Below are 15,201 nucleotides of genomic sequence, written 5' to 3' on the forward strand. Positions count from 1 at the left end.
CATGGATTATCAACTGATCGCAACGGCAACCTTCGGCCTGGAAGCCCTGGTTGCCAAAGAACTGAAAGTGCTGGGCTACGATGACCTGGTGACGGAAAACGGCCGGGTCAAGTTCAGTGGAGACGAAATGGACATTGCCATTGCCAATACGCATTTGCGCTGTGCCGACCGGGTACTCATCAATTTCGGCGAGTTTTCCGCGACCACCTTCGAGGAACTCTATCAGGGCGTGCTGGCGCTGCCCTGGGGCGAACTGATGCCGCCGGATGCCTTCATGCATGTCAACGGAAAATCGGTGAAAAGCCAGCTGCATTCGGTGCCGGACTGTCAGTCCATCACTAAGAAGGCCATTGTGGAAGCGATGCGCCGGACCTATCCCGGCCGGGATTTTCAGGAAGACGGCCCCAGATACAAAATTGAAGTGGCCATTTTGAAAGATCAGGTGACGATGTCGGTGGACACCACCGGCGTGGGCCTGCATAAGCGCGGCTACCGCAAGGACTCCGGAGCGGCTCCGCTGAAGGAAACTCTGGCGGCGGCCCTGGTCATGCTCTCCGGCTGGAAGGGAGAAGTGCCGCTGTTCGATCCGTTCTGCGGATCCGGCACCATTCTGATCGAAGCTGCCATGATCGCCCGAAACATGGCGCCCGGATTGTACCGGACCTTTGCCTGTGAAGCCTGGCCGCAGTTCCTGGAGGAAAATCCCTTCGAAATGGTTCGATCCGGAGCCCGCTCCGCCATCGACCGGGAGAAGAAGCTCTCGCTCACGGGCTATGACATCAACTCCTGGGTGCTCAATACCGCCAAGGCGAACGCCAAAAAAGCCGAAGTGTTCCGTGATATCTTCTTCAAGGAACGGGACGCCCGAAATTTCGTGGAAGAGCAGACTCCGGCCACCATCATCACCAACCCGCCCTACGGCGAACGCCTCGATGAAGAGGAAACGGCCCAGGTTCTGTCCTATGCTCTGGGCAAGATCCGGAAAGCGTATCCGGCCTATGACATCAACGTCTTCACGGCCTTGAAGGACTTTGAGAAATACTTTGGCCAGAAATCCGACAAGAACCGCAAGCTCTATAACGGCCGGCTGCTGTGCTATATGTATCAGTACTTTCGCAAGGCCGAAGCCAAAGCCAATCAGGAAAAATAATTCCCTGCCCGGATTTCAAAGGAAGAATCGGTGAACCGCCAGGGTTCAGAGGCCGCCTTGGAACTTCGCGTCCAACCGGGGAAACAGAATATTCGAAGGAATGCGAGAGCCGGACCCGAAATCAATCAATCAATCAATCATTGTATTAGAAACCTTTTTTAGACAGACGAATTTCCGATATCGAACTTGTATTGCAAAACTTGTATTTTAACAATGAGCTCATGCGACGGGCGCTGAGAGCCGCGGCATGGCCCATGACGGGGGAAGACAAAGATGAAAAAAGTTGCTGTGATTTTTAATGGCGGGACCATTTCCATGAAGGTGGATCCGAAGCTGAAAGCGGCGGTGCCGTCGCTGACCGGCGAAGAGATTATGACGCTGGTAACGGGAATCGAGGATTACGCGAAGGTGGATTCCTTCCAGTTCTCGTCATTCCCGAGTCCGCATATGACACCGGAGATCATGATGGATCTGGCCAAGCTGATTCGCGAACTGACCCTGGGAGACTATGACGGAGTCGTTGTCACTCATGGAACAGATACACTGGAGGAAACGGCCTATCTGGTGGATCTGACCGTAAATACCAGAAAGCCCATTGTCTTTACCGGTTCCATGCGGTCCGGCTCGGAGCTGGGTTATGACGGACCGTCCAATCTGGCGGCTTCGATCTGTACCGCGGCTTCCGACAAGTCCAAGGGCCGCGGTGTGCTGGTCTGTCTCAACGGAGAACTCAATACGGCCAGTGAAGTAACCAAAGCCAATTCCATGGCTCTCAACGCTTTCCGCACGCCGACCTACGGTCCGGTGGGCATTGTGGACAACAATCAGGTCATTTTCTACCGTCAGACGCTGCGTCACGAATCCCATGAGATCGACCATCTCGAGAGCCGGGTCGCCCTGATCAAGACCTGCACGGGCATGGATTCGGCGTTCCTGGATTTCTGTCTGGACAGGGGAGACCGGGGCATTGTGATTGAGGCCATGGGCCGCGGCAACATCCCGCCTCAGATGGTGGCCGGCGTCCGGCGGGCCATTTCCCAGGGAGTGGCCGTGGTCATTGTCTCGCGCTGCTTTGAAGGCCGCGTGTTTGATTCCTACGGCTATCCGGGAGGAGGCCGCAATTTGAGGGAGCTGGGCGTCATTCTGGGGGACAACCTCAATGGCCAGAAGGCCCGAATCAAGCTGATGGTCGCTCTGTCTGCCACCGAGGATCTGACAACGGTCAAGGAATGGTTTGAACGGGATCTGTACAGCGAACTGTAAAACAGGCGGGATCCTTCCGACCATGGTTGGAGGGATCCCGGTCTTTGCCGGGAAAGGCATCTGAACTGGCAAGGATAGCTGACCGGGCCATGCACTCCCGCGGCGTTGGGGTTCAACAGGATTTTGGTATTAAACCGGAGAATCAGCCGGATCTTGCAGGCCTGGCAGGCGCCTTGCCGCAGCAGGGGTGATCTATCCGCTGTCAGGGCCGGTTTTGATCGATTATCTTTTGTTTTCTCGCTTTTTCTTGAATTTATGGGGTCCTTTCCCTATAATGGATAGATAGATATGAAATGAGGATGGGAACCTATGATCAAAAGCATGACAGGATTTGGCAAAGCCTCCGATGTACTGGATGGCCGGTCGCTGGATCTTGAATTTAAATCCGTCAATTCCAGGTATCTGGACATCAATATCCGGATGCCCAAGGCACTGATGGCTCTGGAGGACCGCATCAAGAAGCAGCTGGGTTCCGGCATTGCCCGGGGCAAAGTGGATGTCTTCCTGACCTACCGCAATCACAATGAAAACGACCTTGAGGTCCGGGTCAATGAGGGCGCAGCCCGCAAGTATGTCGAGGCTCTGCGTCAGCTGACCCAGGAACTGGGCATTGTGGACGACATCGCGTCGAGCTTTCTGCTGAAGCTGGACAATGTCATTACGCTGGAGGAAAAAACCGAGGACCTGGACCGGGTCTGGGAACTGATCTCCGGCGTTCTGGGCAAAGCCATGACCAATCATGAAGCGATGCGCCGGGCCGAGGGAGAAAACTTAAAGCGGGATCTGCTGGAAAAACGCGGCGTGATTCTGGAAAAGCTGGGACTCATTGCCCGGCTGGCCGAAGGCATGACGCAGCGCTACCGCGAGAAGCTGCGGGAACGTCTGGCGGAGCTGGATCAGCTCTATGCCGATGATGACCGAATCGCGCAGGAAGTCGCCCTCTACGCCGACCGTGCGTCCATTGACGAGGAGATCACCCGACTGTATTCCCACATGGATCAGTTGAAGGATCTGGTCAACCTGGAAGAACCGATCGGCCGGAAACTGGATTTTCTGGCTCAGGAAATGAACCGGGAAGCCAACACCATGGCCAGCAAGTCTGTGGACCTGGAAATCACCAGTCTCGTTCTGGATATCAAGAATGAGATTGAGAAAATCCGGGAACAGATCCAGAACATCGAATAGCAGCATTGAACAGACAGGAGTAGATGAATGAACATCAAGTTGATCAATATCGGATTTGGCAATATTGTATCGGCCAACCGCCTGGTGGCCATTGTGTCACCGGAATCGGCGCCCATCAAGCGCATTATTCAGGAAGCCCGGGACCGCGGCATGCTCATTGACGCGACGTACGGCCGCAGAACCCGCGCCGTCATTATCACGGATTCGGATCATGTGATCCTCTCGGCGGTTCAGCCGGAAACAGTAGCTCATCGGATCACTGCCCGCGAGGAAGAAGTGGAGGAGAATCCGAATGACTAGAGGCCTGCTGTTTGTCATTTCCGGACCCTCCGGGGCCGGAAAGGGAACGATCTGCAACGCGTATCTGAAGGAAGCCAAAAACACCTGGCTGTCCGTGTCCGCCACCACCCGCTCACCGCGGGTGGGAGAAACTGAGGGTGTATCCTATTTTTTCCTGGACCGCGCGGAATTTGAAACCAAGCTGGTTCAGGGCGATTTCCTGGAACACGCGGAGGTCTACGGCAATCTGTACGGAACGCCGCGCTCCCGCGTCGAGGAGAAGCTTGCCCAGGGCATCGATGTCATCCTGGAGATCGATATCCAGGGGGCACTCAAGGTTCAGGAAAACACGGAGGAAGGGATCTTCATTTTCGTTCTGCCGCCTTCCATGGAGGAGCTGAAGAACCGGATCATCAAGCGCGGTTCGGAAACGCCGGAATCGCTGATCCGGCGGTTTGAATCCGCCTTTGAGGAAATCAACTACATTTCCAAATACAACTATGCCGTCATCAATACCACGGTGGAAGAGGCGCTGACCAATGTACGGGCGATCGTGCAGGCGGAAAAGTGCCGCGTTGCCAGGGTATTGCCCAATATCAAAGACTTACAGGGAGAAAAACACAATGGAAAAGAAATCATCGGATAAAAAGACTATGATCAATCCGTCCATCAAGGACCTTCTGGAAAAAGTGGACAACCGCTACCGTCTGGTGACCGTGACATCACGCCGGGCCCGTCAGATTGTTGCCAAGCAGGAACCCCTGACGGATGACGGTGATTCGGATAAGCCGCTGTCAACGGCCATCGACGAAGTCAACGAAGGCCTCATTCAGTACGAAACGATCAAGGACATCGCCAAGTAGATAACTAGCCAAACGGACGAAGGACCCGCCTGAAGGCGGGTTTTTTCAAATGACAGGAGGGAACGCCATGGCTTATGCCGATCTAATTATCAATTCGACGAGCCAGACGCTGGATCGAATGTTTCTGTATGCGGTGCCGCAGGATCTGACGGTGGCAGTGGGGGATCTGGTTCAGGTTCCCTTTGGGGGAGGCAACCGCCACCTTCAGGGCTTTGTCATGGGAATCCGGGACAACCTGGATCCCGATGTTCCGGCGGACAAGGTCAAACCGATTCAGCGGGTGCTGGCCTCCGGCCTGTTTGATGTCAGGGGACTGGCACTGGTTGATTTTCTGCGCCGGGAATACCTGTGCACCCATCTGGACGCGCTGCGTCTGCTGATCCCCCGGGGAGAACTGACCGGGGTGGGCCATAAATACCGTAAAATTCTGGTGCCGGGGCAGCCCATTCCGCCCGATCACCCCAAAGCCAAAGCCTATGGAGTGATCTGCGATTTTGTCAGAGAAAGCCTGGCCGAAGGCGGCGTGATCAAGGCGGAAGCAGTCCGGGCCGGATTTTCCGCCAGTTCCCTTCAGACCATGATCAAACACGGATTTCTCCAGGTCGAAGACCGGGTCGAGGACCGCTATTCCACGGTACGCTATGCCGAGGATGGCGCCCGGGTGCTGAATCAGGAGCAGGCCGCGGGTTTTCGCGCCATTGTGGAGGGGGATCCCGGAACCTACCTGATGCACGGCATCACCGGTTCGGGCAAGACGGAGGTCTTTCTGCACCTGGTCAGCCATATGCTGAAGCAGGGGCATGACTCTGTGATTCTGGTGCCGGAAATCGCCCTGACGCCGCAGATGATTGAACGCGTCAAGAGCCGGTTTGGCCGGGACATCACCGTCTATCACTCCCGGCTCAGCGACGGGGAGCGCTATGATGAATGGATGCGGGTCCGCGAGGGCAAGGTGCGCATTGCCATCGGTGCCCGGTCTGCGCTGTTTCTGCCCTTTCGCGACCTCCGGCTGGTAGTGGTGGACGAGGAACACGAAACCAGCTACAAGTCGGAGACCAGTCCCAAGTACGTCACCCGCGATGTGGCGGCTTTTATGATGGAACAGACCGGAGGCAAAGTGGTGCTCGCTTCGGCGACGCCCTCCATGGAAGCCTTTGACCGGGCGCGCCAGGGTCAGTATCATCTGATTCAGCTGACGCAGCGGGCGGGTCAGGGGGCCATGCCGACGGTAGTCACCGTCGACATGCGCAAGGAACTGCGGCTGGGCAACCGGAGCATTCTGTCGAGCCGTCTGGCAGCGGAAATGGAAAAAAGTCTGGCCAGAGGCCGGCAGATTATTCTGTTTCTCAATCGCCGCGGCATGTCCGGATTTGTATCCTGCCGGGCCTGCGGGTTTGTTTACCGCTGCCCCAATTGTTCGGTCTCCCTGACCAAGCACCAGGGCGGCCGCCTGACCTGCCACCATTGCGGGTACAGCCAGTATCAGAAGGAACTTTGTCCCTCCTGCGGCTCGTCCTTTATCCGGGAATTCGGCATCGGGACGGAAAAAGTCGAACAGGAAGTCAGAAAGCGCTTCCCCGATGCCCAGGTGCTGCGGATGGACCGGGATACCACCAGTCATAAAGAAGCTTACGAAGAGATATACAATACCTTTCGGGATGGGGCTGCCGATATTCTGATCGGAACACAGATGGTCGCCAAGGGTCTGGATTTCCACGGCGTCGATCTGGTGGGAATTCTGGCAGCGGATCTGTCCATGAATCTGCCGGATTTCCGCGCCTACGAAAAGACTTTCCAGCTTATCACCCAGGTATCGGGCCGCGCCGGCCGGGGCGATGAGGGCGGACTGGTGGTCCTTCAGACCTACCAGCCCGAAGCGTATCCCGTCACCATGGCGGCCCGGGCAGACTATCTCGGCTTCTTTGAGCAGGAAATGATGGTGCGCCAGGCCATGGCCTATCCGCCCCGGGGAGACCTGCTTGCCATCGTCCTGTCCGGGACGCAGGAAGCCGAATTAATAAAAAATATACAGTTTGTTGCACAGCTCTTAAGGGAATTAAGTTCGCGCTATGCTAACATTACTGTAATGGGACCCAGCGCCTGTCTGATTTCCAGAATCAAAGGCTACTTCCGCCAGCAGATCATCATTAAGGGTCAGCTGACACAGGATTTCGCCATGGCCTGCAAAGATCTGGTCTATGAGGCGGTTCGGGGCAAGGACATCCGGGTCTCCCTGGATGCCAACCCGATGAATCTGGTTTAGAGCCCTCAGTTGGATTTCCAGCCAAGGTAAGAGCTCAGCAATGAAGAGCTGAAAAAAGCCAGCAGATGAAATGGAGCAAATCAGAAAAGACTCTCCACTCTTTGCTGGATGATCAACAGTTGAACAGAATAACCAGTTGAACAGAATAACCAGCTGAACAGAATAACCAGCTGAAAAGTAAACCAGCTGAGCAGAAAAGCGGATGAACCGATGAAAAGCTCAATAAAAAACAGTTGGAATGAAGAGAGCTGTCGATGCTTCTGGTTGGGGCAGAGCAGCAAATTTAAACTGGTTTTAAGGTCGATCTGTTACAATATAATGTAAACCAAAAGTAGATGGATCAACCAGACAGAAAGTACAGAAAAGAAAGAACAGAACGAACAGAACGAAACCTAGGCACTAATCATTTTATCGATCCGGATTCCTGATTCATGGGGAGTGCGGACCATACACAACAGGAGAGTAATATGGCATTAAGACAAATTCGGGAAGAACAGGATCCCGTCCTTCGGAAAATCAGCAAAGAAGTAAAAGAAGTGACGCCGCGGGTGAAGCAGCTGATCGACGATATGTTGGATACGATGTATAACGCCCACGGGGTGGGACTGGCTGCGCCGCAGGTAGGAATCTTAAAGCGGATTGCCGTCGTCGATGTGGGGATGGAAGAAAAACAGCCCCATGTGTTCATCAATCCGGTCATCACCCGGTCACAAGGCAAATGCAACGGCACGGAAGGCTGTCTTTCAGTCCCCGGACTATTTGGATTCGTTGACCGGCCGGAGAAGATCACCGTGGAATATCTGGATGAAACCGGGGCTCAGAGAACCCTGGACGCCGAGGGTTTCTTCGCCCGGGCCATCTGTCATGAAGTGGACCATCTCCACGGCATCCTTTTCATCGACAAGCCGGAGTTCGTAGAAGCCGTAGAGGAGGATGAAGAAGGGATTGACGAATAACACGAAGCGGCTGTCCCTGGTCTTCATGGGCACGCCGGATTATGCGGCAAAGAGTCTGGAGGAACTGGCGAAAGTCTACGAGATTGCGCTGGTTATCACCCAGCCGGACCGGCCCAGGGGCCGGGGCAAGAAATTCCTGCCGACGCCCGTCAGGACGCTGGCCGAATCTCTGGGCATCCCGGTTCTGACTCCGGAAAGTATCCGGAAGGATCCTGCGGTGCTGGATCAGCTGAAGGCGCTGTCACCCGATGTCATTGTGGTGGTAGCCTACGGTCAGCTGCTTCCAAAGACAATTCTCGAACTGCCCCGGCTTGGCTGCATTAACCTGCATGCCAGTCTCCTGCCGGCCTGGCGGGGAGCGGCACCGATCCAGCAGGCTATTCTGTCGGGAGATACCCAATCGGGCAATACTACGATGCGGATGGAAGAAGGTCTGGATACCGGAGCCATTCTGCTGACTGATCCGGTGGCGATTGGGCCGGACATGACCTATGGCGAACTGCATGATGTTCTGATGGAGGGCGGAGGATCTCTTCTGATCCGCACCATCCACGGACTGGCTGACGGAACGGTAACCCCGGTGCCGCAGCCTGAGACTGGGGTCAGCTACGTCCGGAAAATAAAGAAGGAAGATGCCGCCATTGATTTTAGCCGGCCGACGCGGGAGATTCTGAATCTGATCCGCGGGATGAATCCCCATCCGCTGGCGTATGCCTATGCGGGGGACGTCATGGTCAAGATCTTAAAAGCCAGCGCCCGGGAGGCCCATGGTTCTGAGAAGCCCGGTACCATCCTGGCGCAGGAGAAATCCGGCATCCTCATTCGGACCGGCGACGGCGCCATCAGTGTCCAGGAGCTTCAGCTTCCTGGCAAGCGGCCCATGGCCGTGGCCGATTTCCTGAACGGAAACCGGCTGGAAGCAAAAGAAATGAAAAGGAGTGTGTCAGAATGACCATTATCTCTGCCATCGCGGCAATGATTCCTTATATGGATTCCACCATGCTGATCCTGATTCCGGGAATTCTTCTGGCTGCCTGGGCCCAGTCCAAGGTAACCTCGACCTATCAGCAGTTTTCCCGGGTGGGCAACCAGCGCGGTCTGACCGGCGCTCAGGTCGCCCGATACATCCTGGATAACAGCGGACTGAATAATATTACGATTGAACCGATTCGCGGACAGCTGACCGACCACTACGATCCCAAGGGCAAAGTACTGCGCCTGTCCGAAGGCGTCTACGGCAGCCAGTCGGTGGCGGCCCTGGGCATCGCCTCCCATGAAGTGGGCCATGCCATCCAGGATGCCACCAACTACGGACCGATGCGCCTGCGCGGTGCTATCGTGCCACTGGCAGCCATCGGCGGAAATCTCTCCATGGTTCTGGTGCTGGCAGGTCTGTTCCTGGGCGGAACCGGACTGGTCCAGATCGGTGCCTTCCTGTTCCTGTTCACCGTGCTGTTCCAGCTGGTGACGCTGCCGGTTGAATTCGATGCCTCCAAACGGGCCTTGCGAATTCTGGACACCGGTATCCTTACACCCACTGAGGTAGAGGGAGCCAAGCGGGTACTCAACGCAGCCGCTCTGACCTATGTGGCGGCTGCCGTGACGGGAATCCTCAGCTTTCTGAGAATTCTCCTGCTTTCCCGGAGGCGTGACTGATGGATCAGGCAAGAAAACTTGCCGGTGACCTGCTGACGAAAATAACCAAGGAAGGGGCTTATTCAGGCGCTGAGCTTGATCAGGCCCTTTTTAACGCCAAGCTGACGCAGCAGGACAAGGCATTTATTACCGAACTGGTCTACGGGACGCTGGCCAGACTCTACAGCATCGATCGGATTCTGGAAACTTATTCCAAGGTCCGGCTGAGCAAAATGGAAGATCAGGTGCTCAGTCAGCTGCGCCTGGCGGTTTATCAGATGAAGTACCTGGACCGGGTGCCGCCCTTTGCTGCGGTATCCGAGGCCGTTACCATTGTTCGCAAGAAAAGTCCGAAGGCCGCCGGCTTTGTCAACGGTATGCTCCGCAGCATTCTGCGGGAGGAAAAAGCCGTGGCTTTTGCCGGTGAAACCGACCGCCTGGCTTTTGAGTATTCCCTGAAGCCCGAGCTGGTCCGCCATTTTCAAAAGACCTTTGGCGATCGGGCACCGTCCATCCTGGCTGATTTAATTCAGGCCGAAGGACTGTGCATCCGGGTCAATCAGAAAAAGATCGCTTCGCCGGATTATACAGCCCGACTGCAGGAAGTCGGGCTGGAAGCCAGACCGGGCTGGTTCTCGGATCAGTTCCTCTACCTGACGCGGCAGGGCGCACTGCGTGATCTGCCGGGATACCGCGCTGGCTGGTTCTCGGTTCAAAATGAGGCGGCCGCGCTGCCGCCCATGCTGCTGCATCAGCTGGTGCCGGACGGCACCATCCTGGACCTGTGCGCCGCTCCGGGGGGCAAGAGCGCTTACCTGGCCGAGACTCCCGGCGATTACCGGATCACGGCCTTTGATCTGTCCCAGCGCAAGCTCGACCGTATGGAAGAAAATTTTAAAAGACTGGGGCTGACCGTTACAACCCGAATCGGGGATGCGACGGAGTTTCAGCCGGACCTGGCCGAATCGGCGGACGGCATCCTGCTGGATGTTCCCTGTTCCGGGCTGGGACTGCTGGGCCGAAAGCCCGACATCCGGCATAACATGGATCAGAAGGGCATGCAGGAACTGGCGAAGATCCAGGCCCGGATTCTGCGTAACGGCTCCCGCTATCTGAAACGCGGCGGCTGCCTGATCTATTCCACCTGCACCCTGAACCCCGCGGAGAATCAGGACAACGTCAGGGCGTTTCTGGCGGATCATCCGGAGTTTGCGCTGCAGGCTCAGCCCCTGGAACGGCTGGCGGAACAGGCCGGTGCCCGGGGACTGGACAATCTGCTGCTTCATGACGGCATGCTGACCGTTCTGCCCGGAGCGGGTCTGGATGGTTTTTTTGTGGCAGTCCTCAAGAAGAATTAGCTTCCCGGCAATCATGCAGCTCGCTCCTGCCGGCACCTGGCAGGGCCAGGTGCTGCCTGGCCTGGAAGTGTTAATATCTCCCCGGATCGGCGCGGCACTGCCCGGCGAGTTCGGGGAGACCATTTTAACTAGGATTCATTGAAATACGGCTGCGGCACTTCTTTCGGGATGGGAGGGGTGCCGACTGTTGATTCAACCGGCCAGCGGGCGGGTAATGATCCTGTCCCATCGGATTTTTTGATTTTCCCGGAAACGGGAAAGCTGGGGAGACACTTCATTTTGTCATTAAATCCCAAGGGATGTATGTTATAATAATTGAGAAATTTATACAGTTTGGGCGGAGAATCATTGATTAATATATTGGACCTCACACCAGAGGAATTGAAACAAAAACTGAAAGAATCAGGTGAAAAACCGTTTCGGGCCGATCAGATCCTGAACTGGATTTATGAGGGCGTGTTTTCCTTTGACGACATGAAGAATCTGGGGGAGGGAACAAGAGCGCTGCTCAAGCGGGAGTTTTCCGTGGATGTCCCCGAGATCATCAAGCTTCTGAAATCGGTGGACGGAACCCGCAAGGGGCTTCTGAAGCTGAAGGATTCGCATATCATCGAAGCTGTGCTGATGAAATATGAGCATGGCTATTCCGTCTGCATTTCAACCCAGGTCGGATGCCGGATGGGTTGCAGTTTCTGCGCTTCTACCAAGGAAGGGCTGATCCGCAACCTGACCGCCGGTGAAATGATTGGACAGATTCTGGCTCTGCAGCAGGTTGCGGGGGAGCGAATCTCCAATCTCGTGCTCATGGGGTCCGGCGAGCCGCTGGACAACTTTGACGAGGTGGCCCGGTTCCTGGGCATGGTGTCCTCGCCCTGGGGGCTGGCCATCGGCCAGCGCCACATCACGCTGTCCACCTGCGGCATCGCCCCGCGGATCCGGGACTTTGCCGATCTGGACAATCAGGTCACGCTGGCAATCTCCCTGCACCAGCCCACTCAGGCCGAGCGCCAGAAGCTGATGCCGGTGGCCTGGCAGCATGATCTGACTTCGCTGTTCGAGGCGCTGCGCTATTACCAGACCAAAACCAACCGGCGCATCTCCTTCGAGTATGCCCTGGTGGACGGGGTCAATGATACCCCCGAGGCAGCTCAGGCTCTGCGTGTCCTGCTGCGCGGCCTCAAGTGCCACGTCAATCTGATTCCGCTCAATGAAATTAAAGACGGGCTCTATAAAAAGCCTGATCTCAAAAAAATCGAAGCATTCCGGGCCAGGCTCGAGAGCTTCAACATTCCCACCACCATCCGCAGGGAGATGGGTTCTGATATTGATGCCGCCTGCGGTCAGCTCAAGCGAAGTTTTCTGGATCAGGGAGGTGATGACGTTGGCGGAGAAGATGTCTGATATTGGCAATTACCGGGAGACCAATGAGGATTTCGTGGATTATGACATCACGAAAGACTACGGGTTCTACATCGTCTGCGACGGAATCGGCGGCCACCGGGCCGGCGAAATCGCCTCACGGGAAGCGGTGGAACTGATCCGAAACTATATCCGGGAATACTACAACCGCAGCATCGCCCCGCAGATCCTGGAGTCGGCGATTCAGAAAGCCAACCGGGAAGTGTACCGCATGTCCTCTGAAAAAGCGGAGTACAGCGGGATGGGCACCACCATTACCTGTGCCCTGGATGTGGGCAGCGAGGTCTTTCTCGCTCATGCGGGCGATTCCTCGGCCTACCTGATCAAGGATGACCGAATTGCCAAGCTGACGCGGGATCATTCCCTGGTCCAGGAAATGGTGGACATCGGGACGCTGACGGAGGAAGAAATGGTCCGTCACCCCCAGAAAAACATCATCACCCGGTCACTGGGAACCAAAGATGAACTGAAACTGGATATACTGGAAGTGGACAAAAGCCATTTTGACTATATGCTGCTCTGTACGGACGGCCTGACAGATTATGTAACGAAAGAAGAAATGCTCCAGGCTCATCTGAATGAGCCGGACAATAAGAAATTTGTGGAAATGATGGTGAACCTGGCCAAAGAGAGGGGAAGCCAGGACAATATTTCCCTGCTGATATTCGGAGGAGACCGCAGATGATTGGAAGAGTACTGGGAAAAAGATACCAAATCGTAGAAAAAGTCGCCATGGGCGGAATGAGCAATGTCTATAAGGCATTGGACATGAATCTGAAACGGTATGACGCCGTCAAGATTCTGAAAGAAGAGTTTGCCCAGAACAAGGAGTTTCTGGAACAGTTCCGGCAGGAAGCCAATTCGGTCGCCGGACTCAATCACCCCAACATCGTAAATATTTACAATGTGGGATCCGAAAACGGCCTGCAGTATATTGTCATGGAATACATCAAGGGCAAGACCCTGAAAAAGATCATCAAGGAAAAGGGCCGCCTGTTTCAGGACCAGGTCATCAATTATTCCGAGCAGATCGCCAAGGGACTGCAGCATGCCCATATCAACGGAATTATTCATCGGGACATTAAGCCCCACAACATTCTGATTACGGACGATGATCGGGTGAAGATCTTTGATTTTGGCATTGCCAAGCACTCGGAATCATCCACCATCACCAATTCGGGCCGCATCATCGGCTCGGTTCACTACTTTTCACCGGAACAGGCCAGGGGCCTGACGACGGACCTGCGCTCGGACATCTATTCCCTGGGAATTGTAATGTATGAGATGATTACAGGCCGGCTGCCCTTTGACTCGGAAAGCCCGGTGACCATTGCCCTCAAGCATATGCAGGAACCGGTGATTCCGCCTAAAACGATTAATCCCGGCATCTCCGACAAGCTCAATGCGGTCATCATGAAGGCGGTGGAGAAAGACCCCATCGACCGGTATCAGAGCATGGATGACATGCTGACGGACATTCAGCGCATCAAGGGATCCAGTCCGCTGGTCTACGCCCATGCCAGTGCCGCTGAGGACGAGGAATCCAAGCCCAAGGTGCGCATGGATTCCACTCAGGTCATGGCACCGGTTCGAACCTCCAGCCCGGTCACCGTGCAGAAGAAATTCTCAGCCATTCCTCCCACGGAGGAAGAGGATGAGTTTGAGTATGACGAACTGGTGGAAGAAGAGGAAAAGGAAAAGCGGCGCAACAAAGGTCTCCTGGCACTGCTGGTGTTCCTGGTGCTGCTGCTGACCGGCGTCAGTGTCTTTGGCATCAAGTACTTCAAAGACCTCAATGAGAAGCGTCAGGTGGAAGCCGCGCCCAAGTCCATCTCCATGATCAACATTGTGGGCATGAACGAAGCCAAGGCCCGCCTGGAGCTCTCCAAGTTCCAGATCAAGCTGGAACCAGAATATGTGGTATCCGAGACCCCGGGCGGCATCGTTCTGGAATCCGATCCCGCCGCCGGCCAGACCATCCAGTCCGGCGGAACTGTGAAAGCCAAGATCAGCAAAACCCGTGAAATGGTGAAGGTGCCTGATTTCTCCAACATGAAACTGGAAGATGCCCAGGGAGCCATTGCTGCTTCGGATCTGGTTGTCGGCACGGTCACCGAAAGCTTCCATGACTATATCCTGGCGGGTGTCATTGTCAGCGCGGATCCGATTTCCGGCCGTGAGGTAGAAAAAGGCACGACCGTCAACCTGACGGTGTCCAAGGGCAAGGATCCGGTCAAAGTGGATCTGATTGTGCCGGACCTCATGGGTCAGAGCCTGGATGAAGCCAACAACGCGCTGATTGCTGCCAGCCTGAAGCTGGGTACAGCCAGCCCGGTGACGGTGAACGACAAGGCCTTTGAGGGCAAGGTAGTCCGGCAGAGCCTGGTCCGCGGCACGCTGGTTGCCAAGGATACCGTGGTGAATGTCGAGATCGGCCGGTATGTCCCGGCGACCAAGCCGGCCACCAAGCCGTCGACGACGACTCCTTCGACCGAGCCCTCCACCGAGCCGGCTACGAAGCCAAGTACCAAGCCGTCGACCAAGCCGCCGTCAACGACAACTCCGCCGACCTCCAACACGAAAGTAACCTCCAAGGACATCCTGAACAAGGATTACTATGAGGCTGAAGAGATTGCATTGAAGGCAGGGTACACCATCAGCATCCTGAATCTGCATAATCCGGATGGATCCGTCGTATCCACCGCCAAGAAAAATAAGCTGCTCAATCAGGGGAAAATCGATGGCATCATCAAAGAAGTCGATATTTCCGGAAAACGCATTCTGGTCAATGTACTGAGCAACGTTCAGATCGATTAAATGGAAAAAGCCC

General features: G+C 55.5%; 14 protein-coding genes. All 14 read left to right on the forward strand.

From position 1 onward, the window contains the following. The first annotated feature begins 1 nt into the window (after position 1). The 14 genes from P6M73_RS07130 (at position 2) to pknB (ending at position 15,188) form a co-directional block, all read left to right on the forward strand. Positions 2 to 1,150, forward strand: a complete 1,149-nt coding sequence (locus P6M73_RS07130; RefSeq protein ID WP_277855418.1) for a THUMP domain-containing class I SAM-dependent RNA methyltransferase — start codon at positions 2 to 4, stop codon at positions 1,148 to 1,150. A gap of 273 nt (positions 1,151 to 1,423) precedes the next feature. Next, entirely contained in the window at positions 1,424 to 2,413 is a 990-nt protein-coding gene (locus P6M73_RS07135; protein ID WP_277855419.1) for an asparaginase, read from the forward strand. Positions 2,414 to 2,722: 309 nt separating this feature from the next. Next, a complete protein-coding gene (locus P6M73_RS07140; RefSeq protein ID WP_277855420.1) occupies positions 2,723 to 3,598 on the forward strand; it encodes a YicC/YloC family endoribonuclease in 876 nt (291 codons plus the stop codon). Between the two features lie 27 nt (positions 3,599 to 3,625). Beyond that, entirely contained in the window at positions 3,626 to 3,898 is a 273-nt protein-coding gene (gene remA, locus P6M73_RS07145; RefSeq protein ID WP_277855421.1) for an extracellular matrix/biofilm regulator RemA, read from the forward strand. Beyond that, a complete protein-coding gene (gmk, locus tag P6M73_RS07150; RefSeq protein WP_277855422.1) occupies positions 3,891 to 4,523 on the forward strand; it encodes a guanylate kinase in 633 nt (210 codons plus the stop codon). Before remA ends, gmk begins: the two co-directional genes overlap by 8 nt. Next, a complete protein-coding gene (rpoZ, locus tag P6M73_RS07155; protein WP_277855423.1) occupies positions 4,501 to 4,740 on the forward strand; it encodes a DNA-directed RNA polymerase subunit omega in 240 nt (79 codons plus the stop codon). The genes gmk and rpoZ overlap by 23 nt, the downstream gene beginning before the upstream one ends. A 67-nt stretch (positions 4,741 to 4,807) precedes the next feature. Continuing rightward, complete coding sequence (gene priA / locus P6M73_RS07160) at positions 4,808 to 7,003, forward strand: replication restart helicase PriA (RefSeq protein WP_277855424.1); 2,196 nt, start codon at positions 4,808 to 4,810, stop codon at positions 7,001 to 7,003. Positions 7,004 to 7,470: 467 nt separating this feature from the next. Further along, positions 7,471 to 7,959, forward strand: a complete 489-nt coding sequence (def, locus tag P6M73_RS07165; protein WP_277855425.1) for a peptide deformylase — start codon at positions 7,471 to 7,473, stop codon at positions 7,957 to 7,959. After that, a complete protein-coding gene (gene fmt / locus P6M73_RS07170; RefSeq protein WP_277855426.1) occupies positions 7,937 to 8,911 on the forward strand; it encodes a methionyl-tRNA formyltransferase in 975 nt (324 codons plus the stop codon). Before def ends, fmt begins: the two co-directional genes overlap by 23 nt. Then, positions 8,908 to 9,615 (forward strand): zinc metallopeptidase, encoded by a 708-nt coding sequence (locus tag P6M73_RS07175; RefSeq protein ID WP_277855427.1) that lies wholly within the window; start codon positions 8,908 to 8,910, stop codon positions 9,613 to 9,615. The genes fmt and P6M73_RS07175 overlap by 4 nt, the downstream gene beginning before the upstream one ends. Then, positions 9,615 to 10,952 (forward strand): 16S rRNA (cytosine(967)-C(5))-methyltransferase RsmB, encoded by a 1,338-nt coding sequence (gene rsmB / locus P6M73_RS07180; RefSeq protein WP_277855428.1) that lies wholly within the window; start codon positions 9,615 to 9,617, stop codon positions 10,950 to 10,952. Before P6M73_RS07175 ends, rsmB begins: the two co-directional genes overlap by 1 nt. A gap of 348 nt (positions 10,953 to 11,300) precedes the next feature. Next, on the forward strand, positions 11,301 to 12,353 hold the full coding sequence (rlmN, locus tag P6M73_RS07185) for a dual-specificity RNA methyltransferase RlmN (protein WP_277855429.1): 1,053 nt from the start codon (positions 11,301 to 11,303) through the stop codon (positions 12,351 to 12,353). After that, the gene (locus tag P6M73_RS07190; RefSeq protein ID WP_277855430.1) at positions 12,334 to 13,056 is read left to right on the forward strand and encodes a Stp1/IreP family PP2C-type Ser/Thr phosphatase; all 723 of its coding nucleotides are present in this window, start codon (positions 12,334 to 12,336) and stop codon (positions 13,054 to 13,056) included. Before rlmN ends, P6M73_RS07190 begins: the two co-directional genes overlap by 20 nt. After that, the gene (pknB, locus tag P6M73_RS07195; protein ID WP_277855431.1) at positions 13,053 to 15,188 is read left to right on the forward strand and encodes a Stk1 family PASTA domain-containing Ser/Thr kinase; all 2,136 of its coding nucleotides are present in this window, start codon (positions 13,053 to 13,055) and stop codon (positions 15,186 to 15,188) included. The genes P6M73_RS07190 and pknB overlap by 4 nt, the downstream gene beginning before the upstream one ends. Positions 15,189 to 15,201 lie beyond the last annotated feature (13 nt).

The sequence above is a fragment of the Anaerococcoides asporogena genome (assembly GCF_029590275.1).
GTDB lineage: Bacteria > Bacillota > Clostridia > Clostridiales > Clostridiaceae > JG1575.

Excerpts from the sequence above, each read along its gene's own strand:
- priA (WP_277855424.1), top strand. The coding sequence starts at position 4,808 with ATGGCTTATGCCGATCTAATTATCAATTCGACGAGCCAGACGCTGGAT.
- rsmB (WP_277855428.1), top strand. The coding sequence starts at position 9,615 with ATGGATCAGGCAAGAAAACTTGCCGGTGACCTGCTGACGAAAATAACC.
- remA (WP_277855421.1), top strand. The coding sequence starts at position 3,626 with ATGAACATCAAGTTGATCAATATCGGATTTGGCAATATTGTATCGGCC.
- rpoZ (WP_277855423.1), top strand. The coding sequence starts at position 4,501 with ATGGAAAAGAAATCATCGGATAAAAAGACTATGATCAATCCGTCCATC.
- fmt (WP_277855426.1), top strand. The coding sequence starts at position 7,937 with ATGAAGAAGGGATTGACGAATAACACGAAGCGGCTGTCCCTGGTCTTC.
- pknB (WP_277855431.1), top strand. The coding sequence starts at position 13,053 with ATGATTGGAAGAGTACTGGGAAAAAGATACCAAATCGTAGAAAAAGTC.
- gmk (WP_277855422.1), top strand. The coding sequence starts at position 3,891 with ATGACTAGAGGCCTGCTGTTTGTCATTTCCGGACCCTCCGGGGCCGGA.
- P6M73_RS07130 (WP_277855418.1), top strand. The coding sequence starts at position 2 with ATGGATTATCAACTGATCGCAACGGCAACCTTCGGCCTGGAAGCCCTG.
- P6M73_RS07140 (WP_277855420.1), top strand. The coding sequence starts at position 2,723 with ATGATCAAAAGCATGACAGGATTTGGCAAAGCCTCCGATGTACTGGAT.
- P6M73_RS07135 (WP_277855419.1), top strand. The coding sequence starts at position 1,424 with ATGAAAAAAGTTGCTGTGATTTTTAATGGCGGGACCATTTCCATGAAG.
- def (WP_277855425.1), top strand. The coding sequence starts at position 7,471 with ATGGCATTAAGACAAATTCGGGAAGAACAGGATCCCGTCCTTCGGAAA.
- P6M73_RS07175 (WP_277855427.1), top strand. The coding sequence starts at position 8,908 with ATGACCATTATCTCTGCCATCGCGGCAATGATTCCTTATATGGATTCC.